The organism is Shewanella sp., from assembly GCF_048265805.1.
Classification (GTDB): Bacteria; Pseudomonadota; Gammaproteobacteria; order Enterobacterales; family Shewanellaceae; genus Shewanella.
This window is the reverse complement of the sequence record NZ_JBLXAT010000021.1, coordinates 63,911-87,532: the sequence shown is the minus strand read 5'-3', so window position 1 is coordinate 87,532 and position 23,622 is coordinate 63,911. Positions and strand designations below refer to the sequence as shown.

Below are 23,622 nucleotides of genomic sequence, written 5' to 3'. Positions count from 1 at the left end.
GACCTTTGCTTTCGCGCTTTGCCGTGTCAGTGGGTGCGCATTATAGGGACATCAAAAAACTGCGCAACCCCTTTTTTGCGATATTTTTTTAAGTGTTCAACTTTCCAGCCAATCGCCAGTTTTTACGGCATCTATCGCTTATAGAATGGCCTTTAAGTACAGAAATCCACCATAATCACTTGTTAGCCAAGTTAAACTGTTGGGCATTGTCGCCGACAGACATTGTCTACTACGGCGATATTGGTAATTTACACTATTAATTAATGCTGGTAATTGCAGGGCTTTAACTATGAAAGGGTGGATACTCATTGCCATTGCGGCGGCAGCGCTTTATTACTTCGCCACGAGGACAGATAAGCTGGATGAGCCGATTGCTCAAACAGAAGCTGTGTTAAAGAAGATAGAACGGAAACTGGATGCTATGACTGGCACCCAAATCATTCGTATAGATAAGAAGAAGAGTCAGCTACTGGCCAACATTGACGACCGCTTATCGGGTGTCGAGTTACACGAAACCGATAGCATCTTAAGTACGCCCGATGCCTTTAATGATTTTAAACAGCAGTACTGTCAGGGAAATGTGTTATCTCATCCCGTTTTTAGTCGAGATAATTTGCAGTTCATTTGCGATAATCTGTGATTCATATAGTTAGCCTCAGGAAGTTGTTATGTCTCGTTTTGTTTCCGATACATTTGACGCCGAGCTGTGGGATGAAGTCCCAGGGTTTGAGTTTGAAGATATTACCTATCACCGCGCTAAGGCTCACGGTACTGTGCGTATTGCCATTGACCGTCCCGATTGTTTAAACGCTTTTCGTCCTAAAACAGTTGATGAGTTGTATATCGCGCTCGACCATGCTCGCCAATGGTCAGATGTAGGCTGTGTGCTATTAACGGGTAACGGTCCATCGAAGAAAGGCCAATGGTCATTTTCTTCTGGTGGCGATCAGCGTATTCGCGGTAAAGACGGTTATAAATATGAAGGTGCTGAGACGGGCAAAGCCGACATCGCCAGAATGGGACGTCTGCATATTCTTGAAGTACAACGCTTGATCCGCTTTATGCCTAAGGTAGTCATTGCCGTTGTTCCAGGTTGGGCGGTAGGTGGAGGTCACAGCTTACATGTGGTGTGTGACTTAACCTTAGCCTCGAAAGAACATGCCGTGTTTAAGCAAACCGATCCCGATGTAGCCAGCTTTGACTCTGGTTATGGTAGTGCATATCTGGCCAAGATGATTGGACAAAAGCGTGCGCGTGAAATCTTCTTCTGCGGTTTTAACTACAATGCAGATGAAGCCTTTGACATGGGCATGGTGAACCGGTCGATTCCCCACGCGGAGTTAGAAGTAGAAGCGTTACGTTGGGCCAAAGAGATCAACTCTAAGAGTCCTACAGCAATGCGCATGCTGAAGTACGGCTTCAACTTACCCGACGATGGCTTAGTAGGTCAGCAACTGTTTGCTGGCGAAGCGACACGTTTGGCCTATGGCACAGCGGAAGCGGAAGAGGGGCGTGATGCCTTCTTAGAAAAACGCGATCAAGACTTTTCTAAGTTTCCTTGGCACTACTAACTACTAATTAATACGCCTCAGTTCGGTGGTGATAACAAAAAGCCCGACTTATATATAGCCGGGCTTTTTAATGCGTATCAATATGTCGAGCCTAGAGTTGTACAAACAACTGCGAGGTAACTTCTTTAAAGTCGAGAGCCATGGTCACACTCAATGCTGTGATAGTGATGATTGAGAAACCGAACACTTGGCGTGCCCAACCGGTAACATCAACATCTTTACGATAGCCACGTAAAGCCATCGCCAACCACCACAAGCTGGTAGAACATGCCACTGCCATAAAGGCAACACCGGTATAACCCGTTAATGGTAGTAACACAGATACCAATGCGAACACCGCTACATAAGCAACAATGTGCAACTTGGCTTTTTCAATACCGTGTACTACTGGTAACACTGGAATTTTAGCCGCTTTGTAATCTTCATAGCGGAAGATTGCAATCGCGTAAGAGTGGGGCATTTGCCACAGACAGAACATCAGCAACAGAATTGCTGCACCTGCATCAAACTTACCTGACACAGCGCAGTAGCCCACCACTGGAGGCACGGCGCCAGACAGACTTCCCACGATGGTGCCATACACCGACATGCGCTTCATATAGAGGCTATACACGCCAACATAAACCACAAAGCCAATGACGGCGAACAGCGTCGCCATCGCATTAGTGTAGACAGCCAAAATACCAAAACCGGCGAATCCCAACGCCACACCGAACCAAAATGCATGGCGAACTGACATTTCGCCAGTCACGGTCACACGCGTTTGCGTGCGACGCATTTTGGCATCGATATCGGTATCAATGCAGTTATTAATGGCGCAACCAGAGGCCACCACTAAAGATAACCCCAAGACGGCAGCAAACATCAGGCCCCAATCGATGTGGCCTTGAGAGGCCAGAAAAAAGCCCCCCGCGACCGAGATCAGGTTGCCCATAATAATGCCGGGCTTGGTGACGTTGAGATAAGGCTTCAACATATTAATCAGCTCACATGTACATCATCAGCGCGTTAGCACTGTACAGAATCCAAATGGACAGACCGACCACCAGACCAATAATCAGCGCGGAGAACAGGAACGCAATGGTGTTCTCTTTGCCTGTCGGTGTGAAATCTAAGTGCAGGAAGTATTTCAGGTGCACAATGATCTGTACTACCGCAAATACCACCACCAATACGATGGTTGCAGGCTTAGAAAACTGGCTGCTCATTACTGCCCAGAAAGGGATCACTGTAAGAATTACAGATAACACAAAGCCGATCAGGTAAGACTTAACGCTTCCATGACCGTCGTCATGGGTTGAATGAGATAAATCGCTCATTACACTACCCCCAACAAGTAAACAACGGTGAATACACAGATCCAGATAACGTCCAGGAAGTGCCAGAACATACTCAAGCAACCCAAGCGAGTGATTGTACGGTTGCCTAAGCCACGCTTAGCCACTTCAACCATCATCACTGCCATCCAAATCAGACCTGCAGTCACGTGCAGACCATGCATACCTACCAACGCGAAGAACGATGATAAGAAGGCGCTGCGTGATGGACCGTTACCATTAGCAATCAGGTGATGGAACTCGTTGACTTCCATCCCGATGAAGATTGCACCAAGCACAAAGGTGATCGCTAACCAGCCTAAAGTGGCTGAACGATTCTGTTTATGCGCAGCAATCATGGCAAAACCGTAAGTGATAGAACTGAGCAGCAGGGCAGCTGTTTCAACTGCCACATAATCCAACTCAAAAATATCATGTCCAGATACGCCACCTGCGGTGTTCATGTACAGTACGGCATAAGTTGCGAATACTGACGCGAACAACAGGCAGTCGGTCATCAGGTAAAGCCAGAAACCGAAAAGGGTATTTTTACCTGTATCGTGATGTTCATGATGCTCATGAGCATCAATTGCTTGACTCACGCTGCTCATGCCTTCACCTCCGAAGCACCTTTCACAAAGGCATCTTCAATTTTTTCAATTTCATCAGGTTGGACGTAATAGTCCACATCGTTGTCGTAAGCACGTACGATGAATGCCACGATAGATGCGACTAATGTCACCGCCGCCAACCACCAGATATGCCAGATCAAGGCGAAGCCCATGACGGCTAATGCGCCACCAATCACCACACCAGCTGCGGTATTTTTCGGCATATGGATAGGTTCATACTTATCCAGTTTCTGGTATGCAGTACCTTTTTCTTTGGCATCCATAAAGGCATCGATATCGTGCACTTCTGGCAATTTAGCAAAGTTGTAGAACTGCGGAGGCGATGAAGTTTGCCATTCCAGCGTACGCGCATTCCATGGGTCACCAGTGGTGTCCATGTTTTGCTTACGGTCACGGAAGGATACAAACAGCTGCAGCAGTTGCGACACGATACCCGCCAAGATAATGAAGGCACCCACACAAGCGATATACAACCAGATGTTCCATGCTGGGTTATCAGTATGGTTCAGACGACGAGTCATACCCATGAAGCCCAATACGTACAACGGCATAAAGGCGACATAGAAACCAACCAACCAGCACCAGAATGCACTCTTACCGAGTTTTTCATTCAGGTGGAAGCCCATTGCTTTAGGGAACCAGTAGGCGAAGCCTGCCAAGTAACCAAATACCGCACCGCCAATAATGGTGTTATGGAAGTGGGCAATCAGGAACAAGCTGTTATGCAGTACGAAGTCAGCACCTGGTACCGCCAACAGCACCCCTGTCATACCACCGATGGTAAAGGTGGTCATGAAGCCCAAGGTCCACATGATAGGTACAGTGATACGTACACGACCGCGGTACATGGTGAACAGCCAGTTAAACAGTTTCACCCCGGTAGGCACCGCAATAATCATGGTCATCACACCGAAGAACGCGTTAACGTTGGCGCCAGAACCCATGGTAAAGAAGTGGTGCAACCAAACGATGAAGCCCAGTACTGAGATAGCACCGTTAGCTACGATCATTGAGGTATAACCGAACAGACGTTTAGTACTGAAGGTTGCTACGATTTCAGAGAAGATACCGAACGCTGGCAGGATCAGGATGTACACCTCAGGGTGACCCCATGCCCAGAACAGGTTGATATACATCATGGCATTACCACCACCTTCGTTAGTGAAGAAGTGGAAATCCAAGTAACGGTCTAAAGTCAGCAAGCCCAGTGCAGCAGTCAAAATTGGGAATGAAGCTACAATCAGGATGTTGGCCCAAGTACATGCCCAAGTGAACACTGGCATCTGCATCAACTTCATGCTTGGTGTGCGGCACTTAAATACCGTTACCAAGAAGTTCACGCCGGTCAGCAAGGTACCAAGACCTGATAACTGTAATGCCCAAATATAGTAGTCGACCCCGACCCCCGGACTGAACGTGAGTTCCGACAGCGGTGGATAAGCAACCCAACCGGTCTTCGCAAACTCACCAACCCCTAAAGAGATGTTGATCAGAATCGCACCAGCGGTTGTTAACCAGAAGCTAAGGTTGTTCAGAAATGGGAATGCAACGTCACGAGCACCAATCTGCAATGGCACCACAATGTTCATCAGACCGACCATGAATGGCATCGCCATAAAGATGATCATGATAACGCCGTGAGCACTAAAGATTTGGTCATAGTGTTCAGGTGGAAGATATCCAGCATTGCCGTTAGTGGCGAGCGCCAGTTGGGTACGCATCATGATCGCATCAGCGAAACCACGGATCAGCATGACTAATGCCAATACGATGTACATGATACCTAGACGTTTATGGTCAACGGATGTAATCCAGTCACGCCACAAAGGTACCCAGAGTTTGAATTTGGTCAGCAACACCACCAGCAACAGGCCAACAATGCCTACGCCAGCAAGGGTGCCCATAACAATGGGTTCGTGATACGGAACAGCATCAATCGAAAGTTTACCTAATAAAGACATATTAACTCCTACGCCTCCCCATGAGCAGCGGCGTGATCAGCTGAATGTTGCATCTTAGGCATATCAGATGCTTCTGCATCGTGATGTTCGCCATGCTTCATTCCCTCACCATGTTCGTTACTGCCTTTGCCCCAATCGTTATAGTGCTGCATATACTTCATAACGATCTGATGGAACAGGCCATCCGTTACGTCGCTATAATACTGCACAGGATTGTTTTCACTTTCCTCTGCAAGCACTTCATAACTTTGAGGGTTCAATGGAGTTCCACTGGCTTTCACTTTGGCAACCCAACTATTGAAGTCAGCATCAGTAGCGGTCGCAATCGCTTTAAACTTCATACCGGTAAAGCCAGCGCCACTATAGTTGGCCGAGAAGCCATCGTAAGTGCCTTCATGGTTGGCGATCAGGTGAAGTTTGGTCTCCATCCCTGCCATTGAATAGATTTGGCTACCCAATTGCGGAATAAAGAATGAATTCATAGTGGAGTCAGAAGTGATCTTGAACTGCACAGGAACGTCTTTAGGGAAAACCAGCTCATTAACGGTTGCCACACCTTGTTCTGGATAGATAAACAACCATTTCCAGTTCAGTGATACAACTTCAACAACCATATGATCTAATTGTTTCCCATCAGCGTCTTCTAACGGCCGATATGGATCCAACTCGTGGGTTGTCTTCCAGGTAATAGTCCCCAGAATAATGATGATGATGATTGGGATAGTCCAAACCACAGACTCAATTTTCGTGGAGTGCGCCCATTTAGGCATATAGACTTCATCACGACCTTCACGGTACTTCCATGCGAAATACAGCGTCATGAAAATTACGGGAATAACCACTAACAACATCAGCACGGTGGCGATGATGATCAGTTCTTTTTCCTGTACACCTACATGACCTTTAGGGTCTAGCACACCACCATCACAGCCAGATAGCACAAGGGCCAAGGCTGCTAAAGCGAATTTACTTAGGCTACGAATAAACACGAAGAACCTTCCTCTAACGACAGAGGTTGATAACATCCACCAATAACCATCATTGGTGGCATTGACGACGCTTACTAACAAGGCTGACGGCAAGCCAGCTTTACAATAATAGACGCCGAAACCAATCTGCATACATCAAACCTTAGGATGGTTGCCAAATTAGTGTTTTTTTGATTGAGAAGTATGAAATATGACTATCATCATCAAAGTGAGCCACGCACCTCTGATTGTTCAGTGGCGGTTAATTAACAACACCTTAAATTAATAGTTCGCGACAGAATTCGATGAGTAATGGTTGATTATGCAGCTATCACATGAAGCAACACTACTCAAAAACGCCCCCGTAACACACAGCTCAATGCCAGCACTAAGAATTCGAAATGTAGGAAAAAGCCTAAAAATTAGACTCGCAGGACTATTATTTGCCCCTTACCAAAAGCCAACTTAGGCAGTTACTTTCAGCGCGAAACTTGAACCGTTTTTTCGATTTCTTTTATAAATGGAACCAACCTCGCGACACAAAAATGTGACTTTTGTATAGCTAGCTTGATAAACGTGAAGATTATCACAAAAATCTTTTGAGCATACAACGATTAAGTGGTTTTTTACTCAGATAAATCAGTGATCAACCGCCACATAGACGCTGCAGAGACACCGACAAAATTCATTTATCTAATGTTAAAACTTAATACGATAACGGCTAAAAAAAGTTCACTTAAGCGTCACCTTACATACAACTTTAGTAGTAAATCACTATAAATCATATGGTTATAGCGCTCGAACATTATTTACTCAGAGAAATAGTAAGTAAATGGGATGAAAAATAACTGAAGTTAGTGCGCAATGCGGTTGTTGTGGCATAAATATCGGCGTAATGGCTCCAATACGCACCAATGCTGGTAATTAGCAACCAAAAAGCGCCATCTAAAAATCCAAACGCACAAAACCCAACCAACATATAAAGCCATATAAAACATATGATTAACGACATGCATCACATAAAACACGTTAGGAAAACGTTCTCCCGACAATTATTGGTAAATTTTTACCAATTTTCTATTAATGAAATTAAGGTTATGCCAAAATTTGGCCGCTCTTCTGTCATAGCTATTCAATAGCCCAACTCAGGAAAGCAGCGACTATAAGGATATAACCGTTTGTATTATCGACAATCTCTGCATTATCACGTCAGCGCTAGCTCGACACTCATTGGTTTTATCACCCCAATCAAATCCAAGTTTTAGGTTTTTATGTTTGATCATTCTCAACGTCAACTTCGCGGCAGCAAACTGGCTTACGAAGACTTCCAGCAAGTCCAAGTTATTGACGTAAAGAACAATACGCTTATCCAGCAGGTTGAATTACCCGATACAGAACATGACCAACTCGTGCTACTCGATTGGCTGTCCGACTCCCAATGGCTGGCGGTGACCAATTTTGGCAAAATTTTTAGCGCCGAGATAACGCACTCCACGTGCCAACAATTACTGGAACTACCGAGTACCAGTGATGCGGGGGCTTGGTTGGATGTCGACTCACAGTCACTATGGTTTGCCAGCAGACGACGAGATAAACGCAAGACGATATTGCACCATATTCAACTGACAAATATGGACGTCAGCGAATGGGCATTCCCCGCCAACCATGGGGTAGATTGCGACAGTATCGCCCATACTCAGCAAATGCTGGCGTTTTATGGCCGTAACGACAAACCGGGTTATAACTTCCGTCAACACTGGCTACTGACATTTAATTGCCATACCCACGAGTGGCAACAGTTAGCGATTAACAGCAAACCTGCGCCCGAGAACGTCCCAGTAAGACCACAGCTGTTTGTTGATAAGCAACGTGGTATCTATGTCACGCCATTCACCGATCGACTCAACAGCCATGCCGATGGCCATTATGGTTATCCGCTACAACTGCTTGATAGCCAAGCAAACACCTGGTGGCAGGGCGATGTACGTGATTTTACGCTTGAACAGATCGCGCTTTTTGAGGAAGACGCTAACACGCTGGATAACATTGTCGCTGGCGACTTTAGCCACCAGCATAACCGCGTGCTTATGGGGCTATTGCAGTGTCTTACTGACGTCTACTTTTGTCCGAAACAGGCCGCGATCTGGCTCAGTTGGCAAGATGGCAAAATTCAGAAAATAGCACTCGATGGCAGCTACCTGTCGCCGCTTTATCAACTGTGTTCATCAGATCACCAAGATTTAACGGGCGAAACCACAACATGTTACCGCGTGATAGACGAACAAGCAGGACAGCTCACTATTGCCGTCGGCGACCAAGAGTGGGAAAGCCTCTGGCGGGCACAACTGCCGGAGCCATCGCATGCTTCAATGACTGACTTAGCGACTCAACCACTGTCTTGTAATAAATACCCTGCGCAAGCATTACAGGTCATGGCAGAGCAACAGCTAATATCCAAGCAGTCTGGCCGAGTTCAACTGCACACGAGCGATTTGTTCCACAGCGACGGTGAGCAACTCGCGTTAAGGCAACTGCTTGCGCTGATGCCCAACCTGCAACGTCAGCTATCTCAAGTGCAAGCTTCTCAGCCATTGTATTTTGCTTTTGGTGATAGCTTGGGCAAACAGCATAGTGAATCAGCGCTGTTTCATCGAACAGCACACCAAGATAGTGCGCTCATTGCGGCCATTGTGGCGGCCTTTATTCAATGGCCAAACGCCGCCAGTTTTGTCCGTCCTAACGGTGAGCCCGTATTAGCGGACGCGGTATTCAGCATCAGTCATTTCAGCGAGTACTTACCCTTATTGGCGCGCTACTTTGTGGCGATAGGCGGTGGAGAACAAGTTCATCCATTTCATATCAACCGCACACTACCGCATATACGAGCACAACATGCGCAAACACCTGAACTGGAGCAGTTTTTGGCTGAAATCCCTTGGCCATATAACGATGCCAGTTTTATCAAGATTGAGCATGATGAATACGACGACTGGGATGATGACTAAGTCATCTGCCCCCCGGCCAACGGATTATAAGGGAAGTATTGATGTTGTACCCCAAGTTAGCTAATGCGCTATACATGGTGATGTTATTGGTGGTTTCATTTGTCATCGCCTGTATTCCACAATCGCAACCGCTAGGGTTGGAGCGGAATTTCTACCTGTTCTTCGCTAGCGCGTTATTTATCGTGTCCAACACCGCACTGGTGGGGATTAGTGCAAAAGACACGCTGTTCTCTAGCAAGACGCTCAAACTGTTGGGTTATGCCAACTTCGGCTTTGCCGTGGTGGGCATGCTCTACTGCGCCAACCACCAAACCGGCGCTGCGATGATGGCGCTGCTATTCTATTTTTATCAGGCGGTGATGGCCTCTGTGCTAGATAACAATGGCAGAAGCTTAGAAGAGAGCCAATATTGCCAATATCAATCGATCGGCATTGCCAAGCTACAGCTTGGCGCCAACGTGTTTATTTCCGCAATTGTTATTTGTGATGTATTGGGGTTCCACCGCCAACTAGATTACCTGCTGACGCTGCTGGTGCTCCTATGTTGCTATGCGGCACTGTTTTTACTGTATAGCATCAAGTTCAAACTCTATCTCGTACACCGCAAACGCTTGCGCTTAGCGGCCGTAGGTATCCCGCTGTTCAGCGCGGCTTACGTGGTAAATACCGCGTTTAACCACCAACTCATAGACCCCTTGTTGGGTATTAATGGTGAACAACTGACCATAAACATCATCATCATGCTATTTGCCACCGCTACCGCTGCGCTTATTTGGCGCCACCAGCAAACAGCACCTAGCGGCGCCACGCTCTCATCCCAAGATGAGCCACCATCGACACCAGAGACATAAATAAAGGAGTGTCATGTTAAAGATTCTTCAAGACCTGTTTTGGCAGGAGCAGTTTGGCAGCAAACAACCGCTCGACCGCGACCGTTACTTTATCGGGCTGTCATTGTTATTTGCGGTGCAATTTGCCTTGCTGATTGCCCAACCGTTACCGTTTGGCGTGATAAGCGATGCCATTCACTTTGGTGTCAATGACAGTCAAGTGATTGTATGGGTATTCAACCATTGCTTGCTCAGCATTGGCCCGTTGCTGCTGATTGCCCACATATTGCTCGTGCAGCGGCTGCTACAAAAATGGTGGTTGTCAGGCCTGTTAGGGCTGGTTAATTTTGGGGTTGCCAGCTTATTTCCGCTGTTTCGCAATGCGCCATTTATGCAGCCTAGCGGCGGTTTCATACTGGTATTGCTGCTATTAGTACCGATATTTGCTTTGATGCAGTTGTACATTTTGATCTGTTACTGGCCGTTAAAAAAAGTCGTCGCCTCCCATCCATGGTTACGGATTAACAGCCAGTTTAAGCCGTACCAACAACTGACCGCAGTAGGCTATTTCTGGCGCATGGTTATTTGGAGCTGCATTGTGTCATTACTGGTGAGTCTCACCCTGTATATTGGCGGGCCAATCGATACCAGCAGTTCAGGTTGGACGGCACAAAAACTCTGGTTAGCGATACTACAAATCGGTTGGCTACTGATGGTGTTGCGGCTGATACAGCTGCGCCTGCGTAATATCGGGGCGAACGGTTGGAAATGGTTAGCTGCTGGTGTTGTCGTTATTGCCGTAGTGGCGGCTGCGATCTTCATCATTGCTAAAGCTTATTTCCACCAAACGTGGTTGACCATTAGCGTGCATTTACTGCTGCCGTTCTTGGGCATGTTGGTCGCCTACGGCTTGCTCAGAATCATCATTGAACCTGCAACTAAAGAGCCTAAGTAATCTTATGCTGTTGAAAATTATTAAAGATCTTCTTTGGAAAAATCAGTTCTCCGACACAGAAAATAAGCGTCTCGACCGTGATCGCTACTTTATCGCTCAGCTGCTATTACTGATGATAACGGTGCTCGCTGAAGCTGTAGTGGTAGCGATACCGCCGAACGGCTTTCCTATTTTTGACGTATCACGTCTGTTGGCACTGCTATGGCTAGCGGCTCAGCTACTCTTGGCTTACCGCGCCGTGGGTAAATGGCTGGCACTGCCGCTAGCCCTAGTCAACATAGGCACCGCGCACTTTATTATCAACTTGCTGCATATTGCCGCTAATACAAGGGGCACGCTAGATAGCAATATCCTACTAGGTGAGTTCGGTATCTGCTTACTCTGGCTACTCTTTCATATTTTTTGGTTTCGTAAGCTGCCAACACTCGCGCGGCAACAGCCTAAACACCCGCTGCTGCAATACAATCCCAACCATAAAAGTGATGGGCAACTGCACGCTGTTGGCTATTTTTGGCAGAATTTCCGCCTCCTGCTTTGGAATATTATTCCTATGGTTTTGTTGGTACTTGGCAGCGCACATGGCATTCACTGGTATGATCAAGGCATTACTTTTTGCCTAGCCACTTGGGGCATATTGCTGGGTTACTTTAGTGGCCGCATGCTGTATCGCCGTAGTCTCAATATTGGCTGGCACTTTGGTAAAACCTTAGCACTGCTGCTGTTACCATTGGTCGCCAGCCTTGTGCTCAAAAACTTCCTGCTGGAAATTATGCGACTTTCCCATCCGCTAGTGTTTTTCAGCGTTTGGCTGCAGATGTTTATCGGTTGGTTCAGTATCGCGGTCGTAGCACTACTGGTATTAAAAACACCGCCACAAAAATAGCATCGCTCACCAACAAGAAAGCGGCCAATTGGCCGCTTTCTTTGTATGCACCACCGTATTCATTAGTCTTTAGTAAATAACTTCTGTGCTAATGATTTAACGGCAATAGAGCTGTCATTAACAAAACGGCTAAAGACACTGCTTGGTAGGGCAGCAATCTCGCTGTTGTTTTCAGCTTGCTGCTGTGCGGTTGCCAACATCTGCAGTAGCTTAGCGCGATCTTTGCGCTTGAAGTGGCTATTCATGTTAGGCAGGCGTTGTTCACGCGCTAGTTTACTGACAAAAGCTTCACAATCACGCCCTTGTGTCACCGCGTAATACACCAATGAGGCGGTGTCGATACCGCGTTCATCCAACCAGTTAAGCGCCCAGTTATCTTTGGCGGCCAGCAGTGCCATGCCAACATCCGGATCGCTAATACTGTTATGACCAACCTCGGCATGCTGCCAACGCTCTGCCATGGTTAACTCACCGCTGCGAATTAAGTGATCAATAAAGGCATCTTCCGCAGGGGGGACGAGCAAAAAGCGCAAACCACGCTCGCCTTGTTGACAGAAAAACTGTACCAAACGCACTGCTTGCTCTTCTGGCAGAAGCCAAACAAAATCTGCCGGACCAATACGGTAGTCTTGCACATACGGTTTCCAGCCACATAGTTCCGGCAACTTGAGTGCTTTCGGCGTTAACTGTTCGAGCCCTTCGCCACTGTGTAGATAGGCAAGGAGCTTGTCATAAAGTTGCGGCGCTGTACTGTCAGCAAAACTGGCGTATAACGAGCGGCGTAGCGCTTGTTCAAACAGTGCTTGAATCGGCAACTCAGCAGCGGGATACGCTAATTGCGTGTCAGCATAAAACTGCAACATGGCCGTTTCAGTGCAGTAAGGTAACGCCTGTTCCAATGCTTGGCGCTGCAACCATTGCTGCCGTGCCAACATGCCGGTGGCATGCTCATCAGCAGTAGCAAAGTGCTCAATATTGGCAAGATAGCGCTGCCAAAAGCGTTGATGTGCCGGACGATAACCCGCAACACGTTGATCAACCAGCAGCTGGAATGCTTGTAGGTGGGCTTCGGGCACACCTAATTGCGCCAGTTGTTCATACACCTGATATTCAACCGCTTCATCATCAATGGCAGCGTAGTGCGCATAATTGCCGTAGTAATAACACACTTGGTTGATGACGCGTTGCGGCGCTAACGCAAGCAACAGTTGCCATTGACGTCTGGCGAGTACAGCCAAGTTTGACGCTGGGTGGATTTGTTCGCAGCCCAGCAGCCAAAAGAGGCTAAGTACACCACGTTGATAACGATGGCGCCAAAGCAGAGCATAAGCGGGTTGTTTGGCGCTGATGTAATCGCCTCGAGTGCCACCATCTTTGTAGAAAATCTCACGAGCAATGGAAACCATTTCGTCGAAGTTTTCTTCTATGTTAGCGAGCGCTAACCAAGCGAATAGTCGCTCACATTGCTCATGGTCGTCATCCACATAATCTTCTTTGATGTATTCCAGCGACTCGTCGATGAAATTTTCGTTCAGCCAATCCACCAGCTCTTCGGTGTCGTCCTCAGCCAGAGCGTGGTGTTTGAGGCGATAACTCACAAAGCTCGACAATGGATAATGCCAATCCTCATACAGCCAACGTGAGGCTGGAGAGGGTAAGTTGGCGGCAATCTCATCCAAGTTAGTTTTACGTGTAAGTCGGTCCCAATTTGGGCGAATAGCAGACCTTAAATCCTGCAGTGCTTGGCTTTCTGCTGCGGTAAAGTCAGTCTCGTCGTCAGCATCATCCTCCCAATCGTCCTCTGGGGATTCATCCCGCGGCCAAGCAGCATAACGGCTCTCAAGATGACGCCATGCTTGCGCCACCACTTCTACTGGTTCACCGGGTTGCAACTCAGTGATGCGGTCACGAATAGCTAAGGCTTCGGCTTCAACCGTTTGACCAAATATCAGTAACGATTGCACCGCATCTTGCCATTCATCTTCTTCCTTATAGTAAGCCAGTTCAGCATCTTCGACTGGCCACTCACCAAGGCTGTAGAAGAAGCCCAGCACCACTTGGGCTTTGGTTAGCGATTCCATCGGATACGCCAGCACAGGGCGCGCTAACAGACGCTCCAGCAATTGCGCTTTAAACCATTGATAATCTTCTTGATGTTGCTGTAAATGATCGAGCAAAGCTGGGGCGGTTTCATCCCCGTCACGGCCTTGATAGAAGAAGCGCCGCATATGGGCAGTATCGCAGTAGAGATAGGCTTTAATCAGCGGCCGTTGCCAGCCAAATTCATTCACCAAATGTGCTAGTGTTTCAGGCGCCCAACTGAAGCTTTCGGTGTTCCAATACGGCGTTAAAAAGCTGGCCAGATAATGGCTGTGATTCACATCAGTCAACGCCAGCATAAACAAGGCTTCAAGGCCAAAGTAGTTGTCGTCATCCAGCCGCAAGTCGCCATCATCATTACGCTGACGGGCAAAATTCACCATTGCTGCTGCCACTTGCAACAGCTCAGGCATTAACTCGGCAAAGTTAAGCGCGGCGGCAAATAAAATCGGCTCACTTTGATAAGCACCACGGGCATCAATGCGACAGGTATTAATCGCACGATCAACCAGTGCCTGATTAGCCCCCGCATCCGCCAACGTTAGCGGGCGGTCATCACTGTGCACAAATTCAATATTAAACAGTAAGCTGCCGATAAAACGGAAAGCACTGCCATCTTGTAGACGTTGGTGATATTCAACTAATGCCGCTTTTATGCTGGTGGCATCGGTGGGATTCAGCGCAATCGCTATGCGCTTTGCAAATTGAGACATCGTGTTCCTTACTGTCGTTAACCTTGCCGAGGTGATCTTATGGGTGACCCGTGCACCGAATAGAAACCAATAAAATGAAGTGGGGCAGTTTAACTAATCAGCCGTAATACACAACCCATCAAGGAGTATCTTTACTCAATAAAAATAATGAGTTAACTAATATTGTGAACACAGTTAAATTTGAACTAACGATGTGATTCAGCCACAATAGCGCCAACTTTATGGATAAAGAGTATGCACATGGTTGAAATTAAAAAGCTTATTACCACTCGCAAAGGTGCTGTTGAAGATTATCGCGCCTTAGGCCTGCACGTCGACGAGGTCCCCTCCTCACAACACCAAGTGCCCTTCGGTAATTCCTGTAATGTTGTCGCCGAGATGGCGTTAAATGTGGATGAAAACGTCCTTGTCGAAGACGAAGTGCTCTGTATTCCAGAAGGTGAAGTGTTTGATTTTGCCAAGATGAAAGACGACTTACTGCAACAGTGCAGCAAACGCGCTATCCAAGCCAAGTGGGAAGTTAATGTGGCGGTGCGCATCGGCGACACGGTGGAAAGTGCTAACTATATCGTTGCGGGTTCATTGAAAATAGCAGTAGACCCTAGCCGAATTACCCGCTTTGAACAGCTGTTTTTCCCAAAAGGCTACCAGCAATCGCTGGCCGAGCTGCAACTTACTGATGCTTATCACGAGATAAACCCTCGCGCTAACGTGTTGCAAGTATTACAAACTAAGCGCTACCAACAACCCGTTTCTTATTACCACATTGAACTTGCCGATCGCGTGCCAAAATCCAGCTGCGCCCCGCGTGGAGAAAATATCGGTATCGATGATAGTGGCCTGTTCCCTTATGACTAATAGCATTGCCATCTACTTGCCTTATCAACGATTCAGCTAGACGACAGCGGTTATCCCATAGTCTTACGCCACTTGAGAATAAGCAACTATGCTTAGCTGATAACCACGACAGCAATGCTGTCTAAGGAAGAGTTATGGGAAAGAGAGCAAGTAAGCTAACCGCGTTAGCAACAGCAGTAACTCTAGGTTTAGCAGGCGCCGCGCTATCGACAAGCGCGATAGCCAAGCAAGATGATCACCACGAACACAAGCAAGCCAAACATAAGCAAGAAAAACCACTGCCGCCAGGTTTGCAAAAAAAACTGGCCAATGGTGAGCCGTTACCACCGGGGTGGGCCAAAAACTACCGCCGCGGTGACATATTAGATCGCCGTATTTTTGATCGCGGCCGCATCACAGTGCCGATTGATCGTGACGGCATCATCACCGTCAACGTGGATAACCAATTGATCCGCTTGTTTAGAGATACTCGCGAGATTATCGATATTCTCAAGTAATCCCTTGATGCTGGACGTTAGCAAGCAGAAGACTAGTACATCGTATGATGAGGTTGGCTGTGCTCTGGTCTTTTAGCCACAATCGAATGCTCTAGTAACGTACTTCGCGCTTATAGATACAGCATAGAAAAGGCCAGCTACTGGAGCTGGCCTTACAACTATCAATCGAGCTTCGGGCGCGGCAATAGTGTCGGCCTACTGTTGGAGAGGAATAAAGTTTCTATCCTTGGGGTGATCCTAGTCACCCCTTTATTACTCTCACACACCTACTAATACCTACCTTGCTACCGTTACTCAACGGTAACTGACTTGGCTAAGTTACGTGGTTGGTCAACATCGGTGCCTTTGATTAAGGCCACGTGGTATGACAGCAACTGCAGCGGCAGGGTATAGATGATCGGGGCGATAAATTCGTCGCAATGTGGCACCGGAATCACTTTCATGGTGTCGTCAGAGCTAAATTTGGCATCCACATCAGCAAACACATACATCAAACCACCGCGGGCACGCACTTCTTCGACGTTAGATTTCAGTTTTTCCAGCAGTTCGTTGTTCGGTGCCACCACAATCACTGGCATATCCGCATCAATCAATGCCAATGGGCCATGTTTCAACTCGCCTGAAGCGTAGGCTTCAGCGTGGATATAAGAGATCTCTTTTAGCTTGAGCGCGCCTTCCATCGCAATCGGATATTGTTCACCACGACCAAGGAACAACGCGTGGCTCTTGTCGGCAAAGTCTTCTGCTAGGTCGGCAATCGCATCATCTAACGCTAAGGTTTGTTCTACTTTGGCAGGCAGTGATTGCAGGCTGTGCACCATGGCGGCTTCTACATCGCTACTCATGCCGTTATTACGGCCAATCACAGCGGTTAGCAGCAGTAAGCCGGCTAACTGCACGGTGAAAGCTTTAGTTGATGCCACACCGATTTCTGCACCGGCTTTCATCATGTAAGCCATGTCCGACTCGCGCACTAGCGATGAACCTGGCACGTTGCAGATGGTCAGCGATGCTTTGTAACCCATCTCTTTAGCCAGACGTAATGCCGCCAGCGTATCGGCAGTTTCGCCCGATTGGGAAATGGTCACCAATAGGCTGTTCGGGAAGGTAAATGACTTGCGATAACGGAACTCGGAAGCAATCTCCACGTTACACGACACACCAGCCCACTGCTCTAACCAATAACGGGAGGTCATCGCCGCATGATATGAGGTACCACAAGCGATGATCTGCACATGACGGATATCTTTCAGTAACGCCTCGGCATTATCGCCAAAGGCAGCGGCAAGCACCTTGCCACTGCTAATACGCTGCTCCAGAGTGCGCGCGAGTGCCAGTGGCTGCTCGTGGATCTCTTTCAGCATATAGTGACGGTATTCGCCTTTATCACCAGCGTCATGTGACACTTCGGTTTCTTTGGCTTCGCGGCTCACTTCATTACCAGCGGCATCATAGATGTTCACGCTGCGGCGGGTAATTTCCGCCACATCGCCTTCTTCTAGATAGGCAAACTTACGAGTAACAGGCAGCAGTGCCATAATGTCAGAGGCGACAAAGTTTTCGCCCAAGCCAAAACCCACCACTAGCGGACTACCGCTACGTGCCACCACCATGCGTTCGCTATCACGACGATCAATCACCACCGTACCGTAGGCGCCTTCCAACTGTTTAACGGTCGCTTGTACTGCCGCCAGCAGCGAGTTGTGTGATTTCAGCTCGTGATGCACCAGATGGGCAATCACTTCAGTATCGGTATCAGATTCAAATTGATAGCCGAGCGCTTGCAGCTGTGTGCGCAGCTCGGCGTGATTTTCGATAATACCGTTGTGCACCACAGCAATATCACCCGCCGATTGATGCGGGTGGGCGTTACGTTCATTTGGTTCACCATGAGTTGCCCAACGAGTATGGGCAATACCGGTACCGCCGGGTAGCGGCTGTTCTGCGAGGGCATTCGCCAGCTCTTGCACTTTGCCCACTCGGCGGGTGCGTTGCAGCGTACCTTCATTGATAACTGCCACACCGGCGGAGTCATAACCGCGGTACTCAAGACGTTTTAAGCCTTCAAGCAAGATTTCCATGACATCACGTTGTGCCACAGCACCGACGATTCCACACATAATATTTTCCCTGAATAAGTTAGTTGCCCACAGTGTCGACCACTAGCAGCTGAATACCGTGCGCAGTGATTGCGGCGGCAGCTGTCGCGGGTAAGCGACTATCTGTGACTAAGATGTCTATCGATTCCCATGGCAATTCGAGGTTGGGAATACGACGTTGAATTTTGTCAGCTTCGAGCATCACAATGACCTGCTGTGATACTTCAGCCATCACTTTGCTCAGACCAGTAAGCTCATTAAAGGTGGTGGTGCCGCGGTCGAGATCGATACCATCAGCGCCGATAAACAGTTGATCGAAGTTGTAGGAACGCAGCACTTGTTCTGCCATCTGTCCCTGAAACGATTCGGAGTGTGGGTCCCATGTGCCACCGGTCATCAAAAGTGTGGGCTCATGTTCCAGCTCGTGAATAGCGCTGGCCAACTGCAATGAGTTGGTCATCACCACTAAACCGCGTTTGTGATTGAGCTCAGGGATCAGCCCAAGCGTCGTCGAGCCACAATCGATAATGATGCGGTTATGGTCACGGATGAGCTCTGCGGCCTTTTGTGCGATCGCCAGTTGGTTGGCAGATGGATTGCTGGTGGGCGCTACGGCAATCTCTTGTGGCAGCGGAATAGCACCACCGTATCGACGTAGCAATAACCCGTCTTTCTCTAGTGCCGCCAGATCTTTGCGAATGGTCACTTCTGAGGTGCTGAATTCCGCAGCAAGCTGTTCCACACTGACTTCACCCGTATGATTAAGCCGTTCAACAATGGTACGGCGGCGTTGCTGTGTGTTACGTTTGGTCATCAATCCAGCCTAAATTTCGCTTCGAAACAAATTATATTCATTCGAAAGTTTTAGGCAAGGTTAAATTGCCAGCAATGACGAGGATTTTGGAAATTTGGCGATAAAAAGCGAAAGCACCCTGACAAGTGCTTTCGAAACGAAACTTATTGAGTGCGGAATTAAGACTTTTTCTTCACTGGTCGGTGCCAGCCTTCAATATGTTTTTGCTTAACGCGAGTGATCACTAACTCGTTTTCACCGACGTTGCGAGTGATAGTAGAGCCTGCGCCCAGCGTAGCGTTCTTACCAATGGTGACAGGCGCCACCAGCTGAGTATCACTACCAACGAACACATCGTCTTCAATCACCGTCAGGTGCTTGTTGGCGCCGTCATAGTTACAAGTGATGGTGCCGGCACCAATATTCACACCGCTGCCGATCTGCGCGTCACCCAAGTAGGTTAAGTGACCCGCTTTAGAACCATCACCCAACACGGCTTTTTTCATCTCAACAAAGTTACCAACGTGAGCATCGTTTTTCAGTTCCGCCCCAGGACGTAAGCGGGCAAATGGCCCTGCACTGGCGGCATTGCCCAGTTTGGCGCCTTCAATGATGCTGTAAGGTTTAATTTCGGCGTTATCGGCAATCTGACAATCTTTCAACATGGCGCCCGCACCAATGGTGACGTTGTTACCGAGTGCCACAGTGCCTTCAAAAATCACGTTCACATCGATCATCACATCCATACCGATAGTGACATCACCGCGAATATCGATACGTGCGGGATCACGCAAGTTAGCGCCATTCAGCATTAACTCTTCGGCGCGACGCGCTTGGTAAGCACGCTCGAGTGTCGCCAGTTGTACGCGGTTATTGGCGCCCTCGGTCTCAATGGCATTGGTTGGGTGGGCTGTGGCAATTTGTACGCCTTCAGCGTGCGCCATTGCCACGATGTCAGTGAGATAGAATTCGCCTTGGGCATTGTTATTATCCAGCTTAGCCAACCATGCTTTGAGCTGTTTGCCCGGTACCGCCATAATGCCGCTGTTTACTTCAGTGATCGCCAGTTGTTCAGCCGTGGCATCTTTCTGTTCAACAATACCAACCACTTGACCATTGTCACGCACGATGCGGCCATAGCCTGTAGGGTTATCCAGTTTAACGGTAAGCAACGCCATCCCATCCGCAGCGCGAGCATCCAATAGTGACTGCAAGGTCGTGGTCTGGATCAGCGGCACGTCACCATAGAGGATCAATACACTGTCATCATCCGCAATATGGGGCACGGCCTGCGCCACGGCGTGACCAGTGCCTAACTGTTCGGCTTGTTCAATCCATTGCAAGCTGCTGTCATTTACAGCCGCCTGTAGCTTGTCGCCACCATAACCGTAGATCAGATTAATGTTGTCGGCGTTAAGCGCCTTGGCAGTATCAATTACGTGTTGCACCATCGCTTTGTGGGCGACCTTATGCAGAACTTTGGGCAAGTCAGAACGCATGCGAGTACCTTTACCCGCAGCAAGAATGACAACATTGAGCGACATATCCATTCCCTGTTTACTGAAGACCGACACATTCTAACCAAATCGTTACAGCGGATCAGTGCTTCTATGAATTTAGATAATAAAAAAGGCGCCCTGAGGCGCCTTTTTAAGCAGAGTTACATTATCTGGCAATGTTCTTCTTGATGGTATCAACAACACGCAGTTGAGCGATAGCTTTGGCTAGCTCCATTGCGGCTGCCGCATAGTTAAAGTCAGCACCTGCATTAGCCATTTCGGCCTCTGCACGACGCTTAGCTTCAGCTGCGGCCTGTTCGTCAATCTCATCGGCACGCAATACAACATCAGCCAGAACAGACACTGAAGATGGTTGCACTTCCAGAATACCACCTGAAAGATAGAACACTTCTTCTTTGCCGTCCTGTTTGACGATGCGCGCCATGCCAGGTTTGATATTAGTCAGCAGTGGAGTGTGACCAGGCATAATGCCCAATTCACCCTCAGCACCTGTCACCTGCAAACTAGCCACTAGGCCAGAGTAGATGCGGCTTTCTGCACTGACGATATCAAGATGTACTGTCACGGCTGCCATGCTGTTCTCCTATGTTCACCGAGCTAGGCTCGATTACTTCTTCTTGTTGGCTTTCTCAACGGCTTCGTCGATTGAACCAACCATATAGAACACTTGCTCTGGCAGATCATCATATTCGCCGTTCAGGATGCCTTTGAAGCCACGGATAGTGTCTTTCAAAGAAACATACTTACCAGGAGAACCAGTAAATACTTCTGCTACGTGGAATGGCTGAGACAGGAAACGCTCAATTTTACGAGCACGTGAAACTGTCTGCTTGTCGTCATCTGACAGTTCGTCCATACCCAAAATCGCGATGATGTCTTTCAGCTCTTTGTAACGCTGCAGTACGTTCTGTACGCCTGTTGCTGTGTCATAGTGCTCTTGACCAACCACTTGAGGATCCAGCTGACGTGAAGTCGAATCCAGTGGGTCAACTGCTGGGTAGATACCCAGAGAAGCAATTTGACGAGACAGTACTACGGTCGCATCCAAGTGGGCGAAGGTAGTTGCAGGGCTAGGGTCAGTCAAGTCATCCGCAGGTACGTATACCGCTTGTACTGAAGTGATCGAACCCACTTTAGTAGAAGTAATACGTTCTTGCAGAACACCCATCTCTTCAGCCAGTGTTGGCTGATAACCCACAGCTGATGGCATACGACCCAGCAGTGCTGATACTTCTGTACCAGCCAAGGTGTAACGGTAGATGTTGTCAACGAACAACAGTACGTCACGACCTTCGTCACGGAATTTTTCCGCCATGGTCAGACCGGTCAACGCCACACGCAGACGGTTGCCTGGTGGTTCGTTCATCTGGCCGTAAACCATTGCTACTTTGTCCAGTACGCCTGAATCCTGCATTTCGTAGTAGAAGTCGTTACCTTCACGGGTACGTTCACCTACACCAGCAAATACAGACAAACCTGAGTGAGCTTTAGCGATGTTGTTAATCAGTTCCATCATGTTAACTGTTTTACCAACACCCGCACCACCGAACAGACCAACTTTACCACCCTTAGCGAATGGACATACCAAGTCGATTACCTTGATACCAGTTTCCAGCAGTTCAGTAGTATTTGATTGCTCTTCATATGAAGGGGCAGCACGGTGGATGACGTATTTTTCGTCTTCACCGATAGGACCCGCTTCATCCACGGGTTGACCCAAAACGTTCATGATACGACCCAAAGTGGCAGTACCAACAGGAACAGAAATAGGAGAACCTGTGTTTTCAACCTCAATACCACGACGCAAACCGTCAGAAGTACCCATAGCGATGGTACGAACTACACCACCACCGAGCTGCTGCTGTACTTCCAGCACCAGGCCATTACAGGCACCTTCACCTACGATTTTCAGAGCGTCATATACCTGAGGTACAGCATCTTGTGGAAACTCTACGTCCACAACCGCGCCAATTACTTGGACAACAGTACCTGTGCTCATGATTAATCCTCTAAAACTTGTCTTCGTTACCCAGCCTAAACCGCAGCTGCACCTGATACAATTTCCGACAGTTCTTGCGTAATCGCAGTCTGACGGGCCTTGTTATACACCAGTTGCAGATCATCGATCAGGGAGCCTGCGTTATCTGTTGCGGCTTTCATCGCTACCATACGAGCAGCTTGTTCAGACGCTAGATTTTCAACAACACCCTGATACACCTGAGATTCCACATAACGCACCAGTAATTTATCCAACAATGCTTTTGGATCTGGCTCGTAGATATAATCCCAGTGATGCTTAGCATCATCTTTTTCGGATTTAGGCAAAGGCAGCAGCTGTTCGATCACAGGAGCCTGCGTCATAGTGTTCACAAATTTGTTGAACACGACATACAGACGATCCAGTTTGCCTTCGTTGTAAGCTTGCAGCATAACGCGCACAGTACCGATCAAATCTTGCAATTTAGGTGCATCACCTAAACCAGAAGCATGAGCCTGTACCTTGCCACCAAAGCTTTTGAAAAACTGAACACTGCGAGCGCCGATTGGACAAAATTCCACTTCAACACCTTTTTCTTTCCAGCTTTTCACGTCTGCAACAACCTTTTTAAACAGGTTGACGTTCAGACCACCACAAAGGCCACGGTCGGTTGCCACAACAATGTAACCAACCCGCTTGGCTTCTCTCACCTCTAAATAGGGGTGTTTGTATTCCAGAGAGCCTTGCGCAACGTGACCGATCACCTTACGCATACTTTCCGCATATGGGCGACTAGAAGCCATGCGATCCTGCGCTTTACGCATTTTACTCGCGGCTACCATCTCCATCGCGGAAGTGATCTTCTGTGTGTTTTTCACACTGGAGATCTTTGACTTAATCTCTTTTGCGCCGGCCATCTTTACTCTCCAATCTGGACCAGAGG

General features: G+C 48.1%; 20 protein-coding genes. 8 read left to right on the top strand and 12 right to left on the bottom strand.

What is annotated here, in order from left to right:
- Window positions 1–289 precede the first annotated feature (289 nt).
- Both ACN0TT_RS14710 and ACN0TT_RS14705 read left to right on the top strand, forming a co-directional pair.
- Window positions 290–640 (top strand): hypothetical protein, encoded by a 351-nt coding sequence (locus tag ACN0TT_RS14710; protein ID WP_417762902.1) that lies wholly within the window; start codon window positions 290–292, stop codon window positions 638–640.
- A gap of 28 nt (window positions 641–668) precedes the next feature.
- Window positions 669–1,571 carry a 1,4-dihydroxy-2-naphthoyl-CoA synthase gene (locus ACN0TT_RS14705; RefSeq protein WP_417762901.1) on the top strand — a complete coding sequence of 301 codons (903 nt, stop codon included), beginning with the start codon at window positions 669–671 and terminating at the stop codon, window positions 1,569–1,571.
- Between the two features lie 91 nt (window positions 1,572–1,662).
- On the opposite strand, the gene cyoE is transcribed toward ACN0TT_RS14705, so the two are convergent.
- From cyoE to cyoA, 5 genes are read right to left on the bottom strand one after another with little or no spacing between them, the layout of a single operon-like run.
- Window positions 1,663–2,547: a heme o synthase gene (cyoE, locus tag ACN0TT_RS14700; protein ID WP_417762900.1), complete on the bottom strand. Its 885-nt coding sequence runs from the start codon at window positions 2,545–2,547 to the stop codon at window positions 1,663–1,665.
- Between the two features lie 10 nt (window positions 2,548–2,557).
- Window positions 2,558–2,890 carry a cytochrome o ubiquinol oxidase subunit IV gene (gene cyoD / locus ACN0TT_RS14695; protein WP_238898047.1) on the bottom strand — a complete coding sequence of 111 codons (333 nt, stop codon included), beginning with the start codon at window positions 2,888–2,890 and terminating at the stop codon, window positions 2,558–2,560.
- A complete protein-coding gene (gene cyoC, locus ACN0TT_RS14690) occupies window positions 2,890–3,498 on the bottom strand; it encodes a cytochrome o ubiquinol oxidase subunit III (RefSeq protein WP_417762899.1) in 609 nt (202 codons plus the stop codon). Before cyoC ends, cyoD begins: the two co-directional genes overlap by 1 nt.
- On the bottom strand, window positions 3,495–5,480 hold the full coding sequence (gene cyoB / locus ACN0TT_RS14685; protein ID WP_417762898.1) for a cytochrome o ubiquinol oxidase subunit I: 1,986 nt from the start codon (window positions 5,478–5,480) through the stop codon (window positions 3,495–3,497). Before cyoB ends, cyoC begins: the two co-directional genes overlap by 4 nt.
- Window positions 5,481–5,488: 8 nt before the next feature.
- Window positions 5,489–6,469, bottom strand: a complete 981-nt coding sequence (cyoA, locus tag ACN0TT_RS14680) for a ubiquinol oxidase subunit II (protein ID WP_417762903.1) — start codon at window positions 6,467–6,469, stop codon at window positions 5,489–5,491.
- 1,250 nt (window positions 6,470–7,719) lie between these two features.
- Between cyoA and ACN0TT_RS14675 the strand changes: the two genes are divergently transcribed.
- From ACN0TT_RS14675 to ACN0TT_RS14660, 4 genes are read left to right on the top strand one after another with little or no spacing between them, the layout of a single operon-like run.
- Window positions 7,720–9,453, top strand: coding sequence for a hypothetical protein (locus ACN0TT_RS14675; RefSeq protein WP_417762897.1), 1,734 nt, complete (start codon window positions 7,720–7,722; stop codon window positions 9,451–9,453).
- A gap of 41 nt (window positions 9,454–9,494) precedes the next feature.
- Complete coding sequence (locus ACN0TT_RS14670; protein ID WP_417762896.1) at window positions 9,495–10,304, top strand: hypothetical protein; 810 nt, start codon at window positions 9,495–9,497, stop codon at window positions 10,302–10,304.
- A gap of 13 nt (window positions 10,305–10,317) precedes the next feature.
- The gene (locus ACN0TT_RS14665) at window positions 10,318–11,238 is read left to right on the top strand and encodes a hypothetical protein (protein ID WP_417762895.1); all 921 of its coding nucleotides are present in this window, start codon (window positions 10,318–10,320) and stop codon (window positions 11,236–11,238) included.
- A 4-nt stretch (window positions 11,239–11,242) separates the two neighbouring features.
- Complete coding sequence (locus ACN0TT_RS14660) at window positions 11,243–12,121, top strand: hypothetical protein (RefSeq protein WP_417762894.1); 879 nt, start codon at window positions 11,243–11,245, stop codon at window positions 12,119–12,121.
- A gap of 62 nt (window positions 12,122–12,183) precedes the next feature.
- Here ACN0TT_RS14660 and ACN0TT_RS14655 read toward each other — a convergent pair whose 3' ends face one another.
- A complete protein-coding gene (locus ACN0TT_RS14655) occupies window positions 12,184–14,934 on the bottom strand; it encodes a hypothetical protein (protein ID WP_417762893.1) in 2,751 nt (916 codons plus the stop codon).
- Window positions 14,935–15,174: 240 nt separating this feature from the next.
- On the opposite strand from ACN0TT_RS14655, the gene ACN0TT_RS14650 reads away from it, so the two are divergent.
- Window positions 15,175–15,792 (top strand): hypothetical protein, encoded by a 618-nt coding sequence (locus ACN0TT_RS14650; RefSeq protein ID WP_417762892.1) that lies wholly within the window; start codon window positions 15,175–15,177, stop codon window positions 15,790–15,792.
- A gap of 134 nt (window positions 15,793–15,926) precedes the next feature.
- The gene (locus ACN0TT_RS14645) at window positions 15,927–16,289 is read left to right on the top strand and encodes a hypothetical protein (protein ID WP_417762891.1); all 363 of its coding nucleotides are present in this window, start codon (window positions 15,927–15,929) and stop codon (window positions 16,287–16,289) included.
- A gap of 290 nt (window positions 16,290–16,579) precedes the next feature.
- Here the strand turns inward: ACN0TT_RS14645 and glmS are convergent, their stop codons facing one another.
- The 6 genes from glmS to atpG form a co-directional block, all read right to left on the bottom strand.
- Entirely contained in the window at window positions 16,580–18,409 is a 1,830-nt protein-coding gene (glmS, locus tag ACN0TT_RS14640; protein ID WP_417762890.1) for a glutamine--fructose-6-phosphate transaminase (isomerizing), read from the bottom strand.
- 19 nt (window positions 18,410–18,428) lie between these two features.
- The gene (locus ACN0TT_RS14635; RefSeq protein WP_417762889.1) at window positions 18,429–19,202 is read right to left on the bottom strand and encodes a DeoR/GlpR family DNA-binding transcription regulator; all 774 of its coding nucleotides are present in this window, start codon (window positions 19,200–19,202) and stop codon (window positions 18,429–18,431) included.
- A 158-nt stretch (window positions 19,203–19,360) separates the two neighbouring features.
- Entirely contained in the window at window positions 19,361–20,725 is a 1,365-nt protein-coding gene (gene glmU / locus ACN0TT_RS14630) for a bifunctional UDP-N-acetylglucosamine diphosphorylase/glucosamine-1-phosphate N-acetyltransferase GlmU (RefSeq protein ID WP_417762888.1), read from the bottom strand.
- A 121-nt stretch (window positions 20,726–20,846) separates the two neighbouring features.
- Window positions 20,847–21,275: a F0F1 ATP synthase subunit epsilon gene (locus ACN0TT_RS14625; protein WP_417762887.1), complete on the bottom strand. Its 429-nt coding sequence runs from the start codon at window positions 21,273–21,275 to the stop codon at window positions 20,847–20,849.
- Window positions 21,276–21,308: 33 nt separating this feature from the next.
- Window positions 21,309–22,700 (bottom strand): F0F1 ATP synthase subunit beta, encoded by a 1,392-nt coding sequence (atpD, locus tag ACN0TT_RS14620; protein ID WP_417762886.1) that lies wholly within the window; start codon window positions 22,698–22,700, stop codon window positions 21,309–21,311.
- 35 nt (window positions 22,701–22,735) lie between these two features.
- Window positions 22,736–23,596 carry a F0F1 ATP synthase subunit gamma gene (gene atpG, locus ACN0TT_RS14615; RefSeq protein ID WP_417762885.1) on the bottom strand — a complete coding sequence of 287 codons (861 nt, stop codon included), beginning with the start codon at window positions 23,594–23,596 and terminating at the stop codon, window positions 22,736–22,738.
- Window positions 23,597–23,622: the final 26 nt, after the last annotated feature.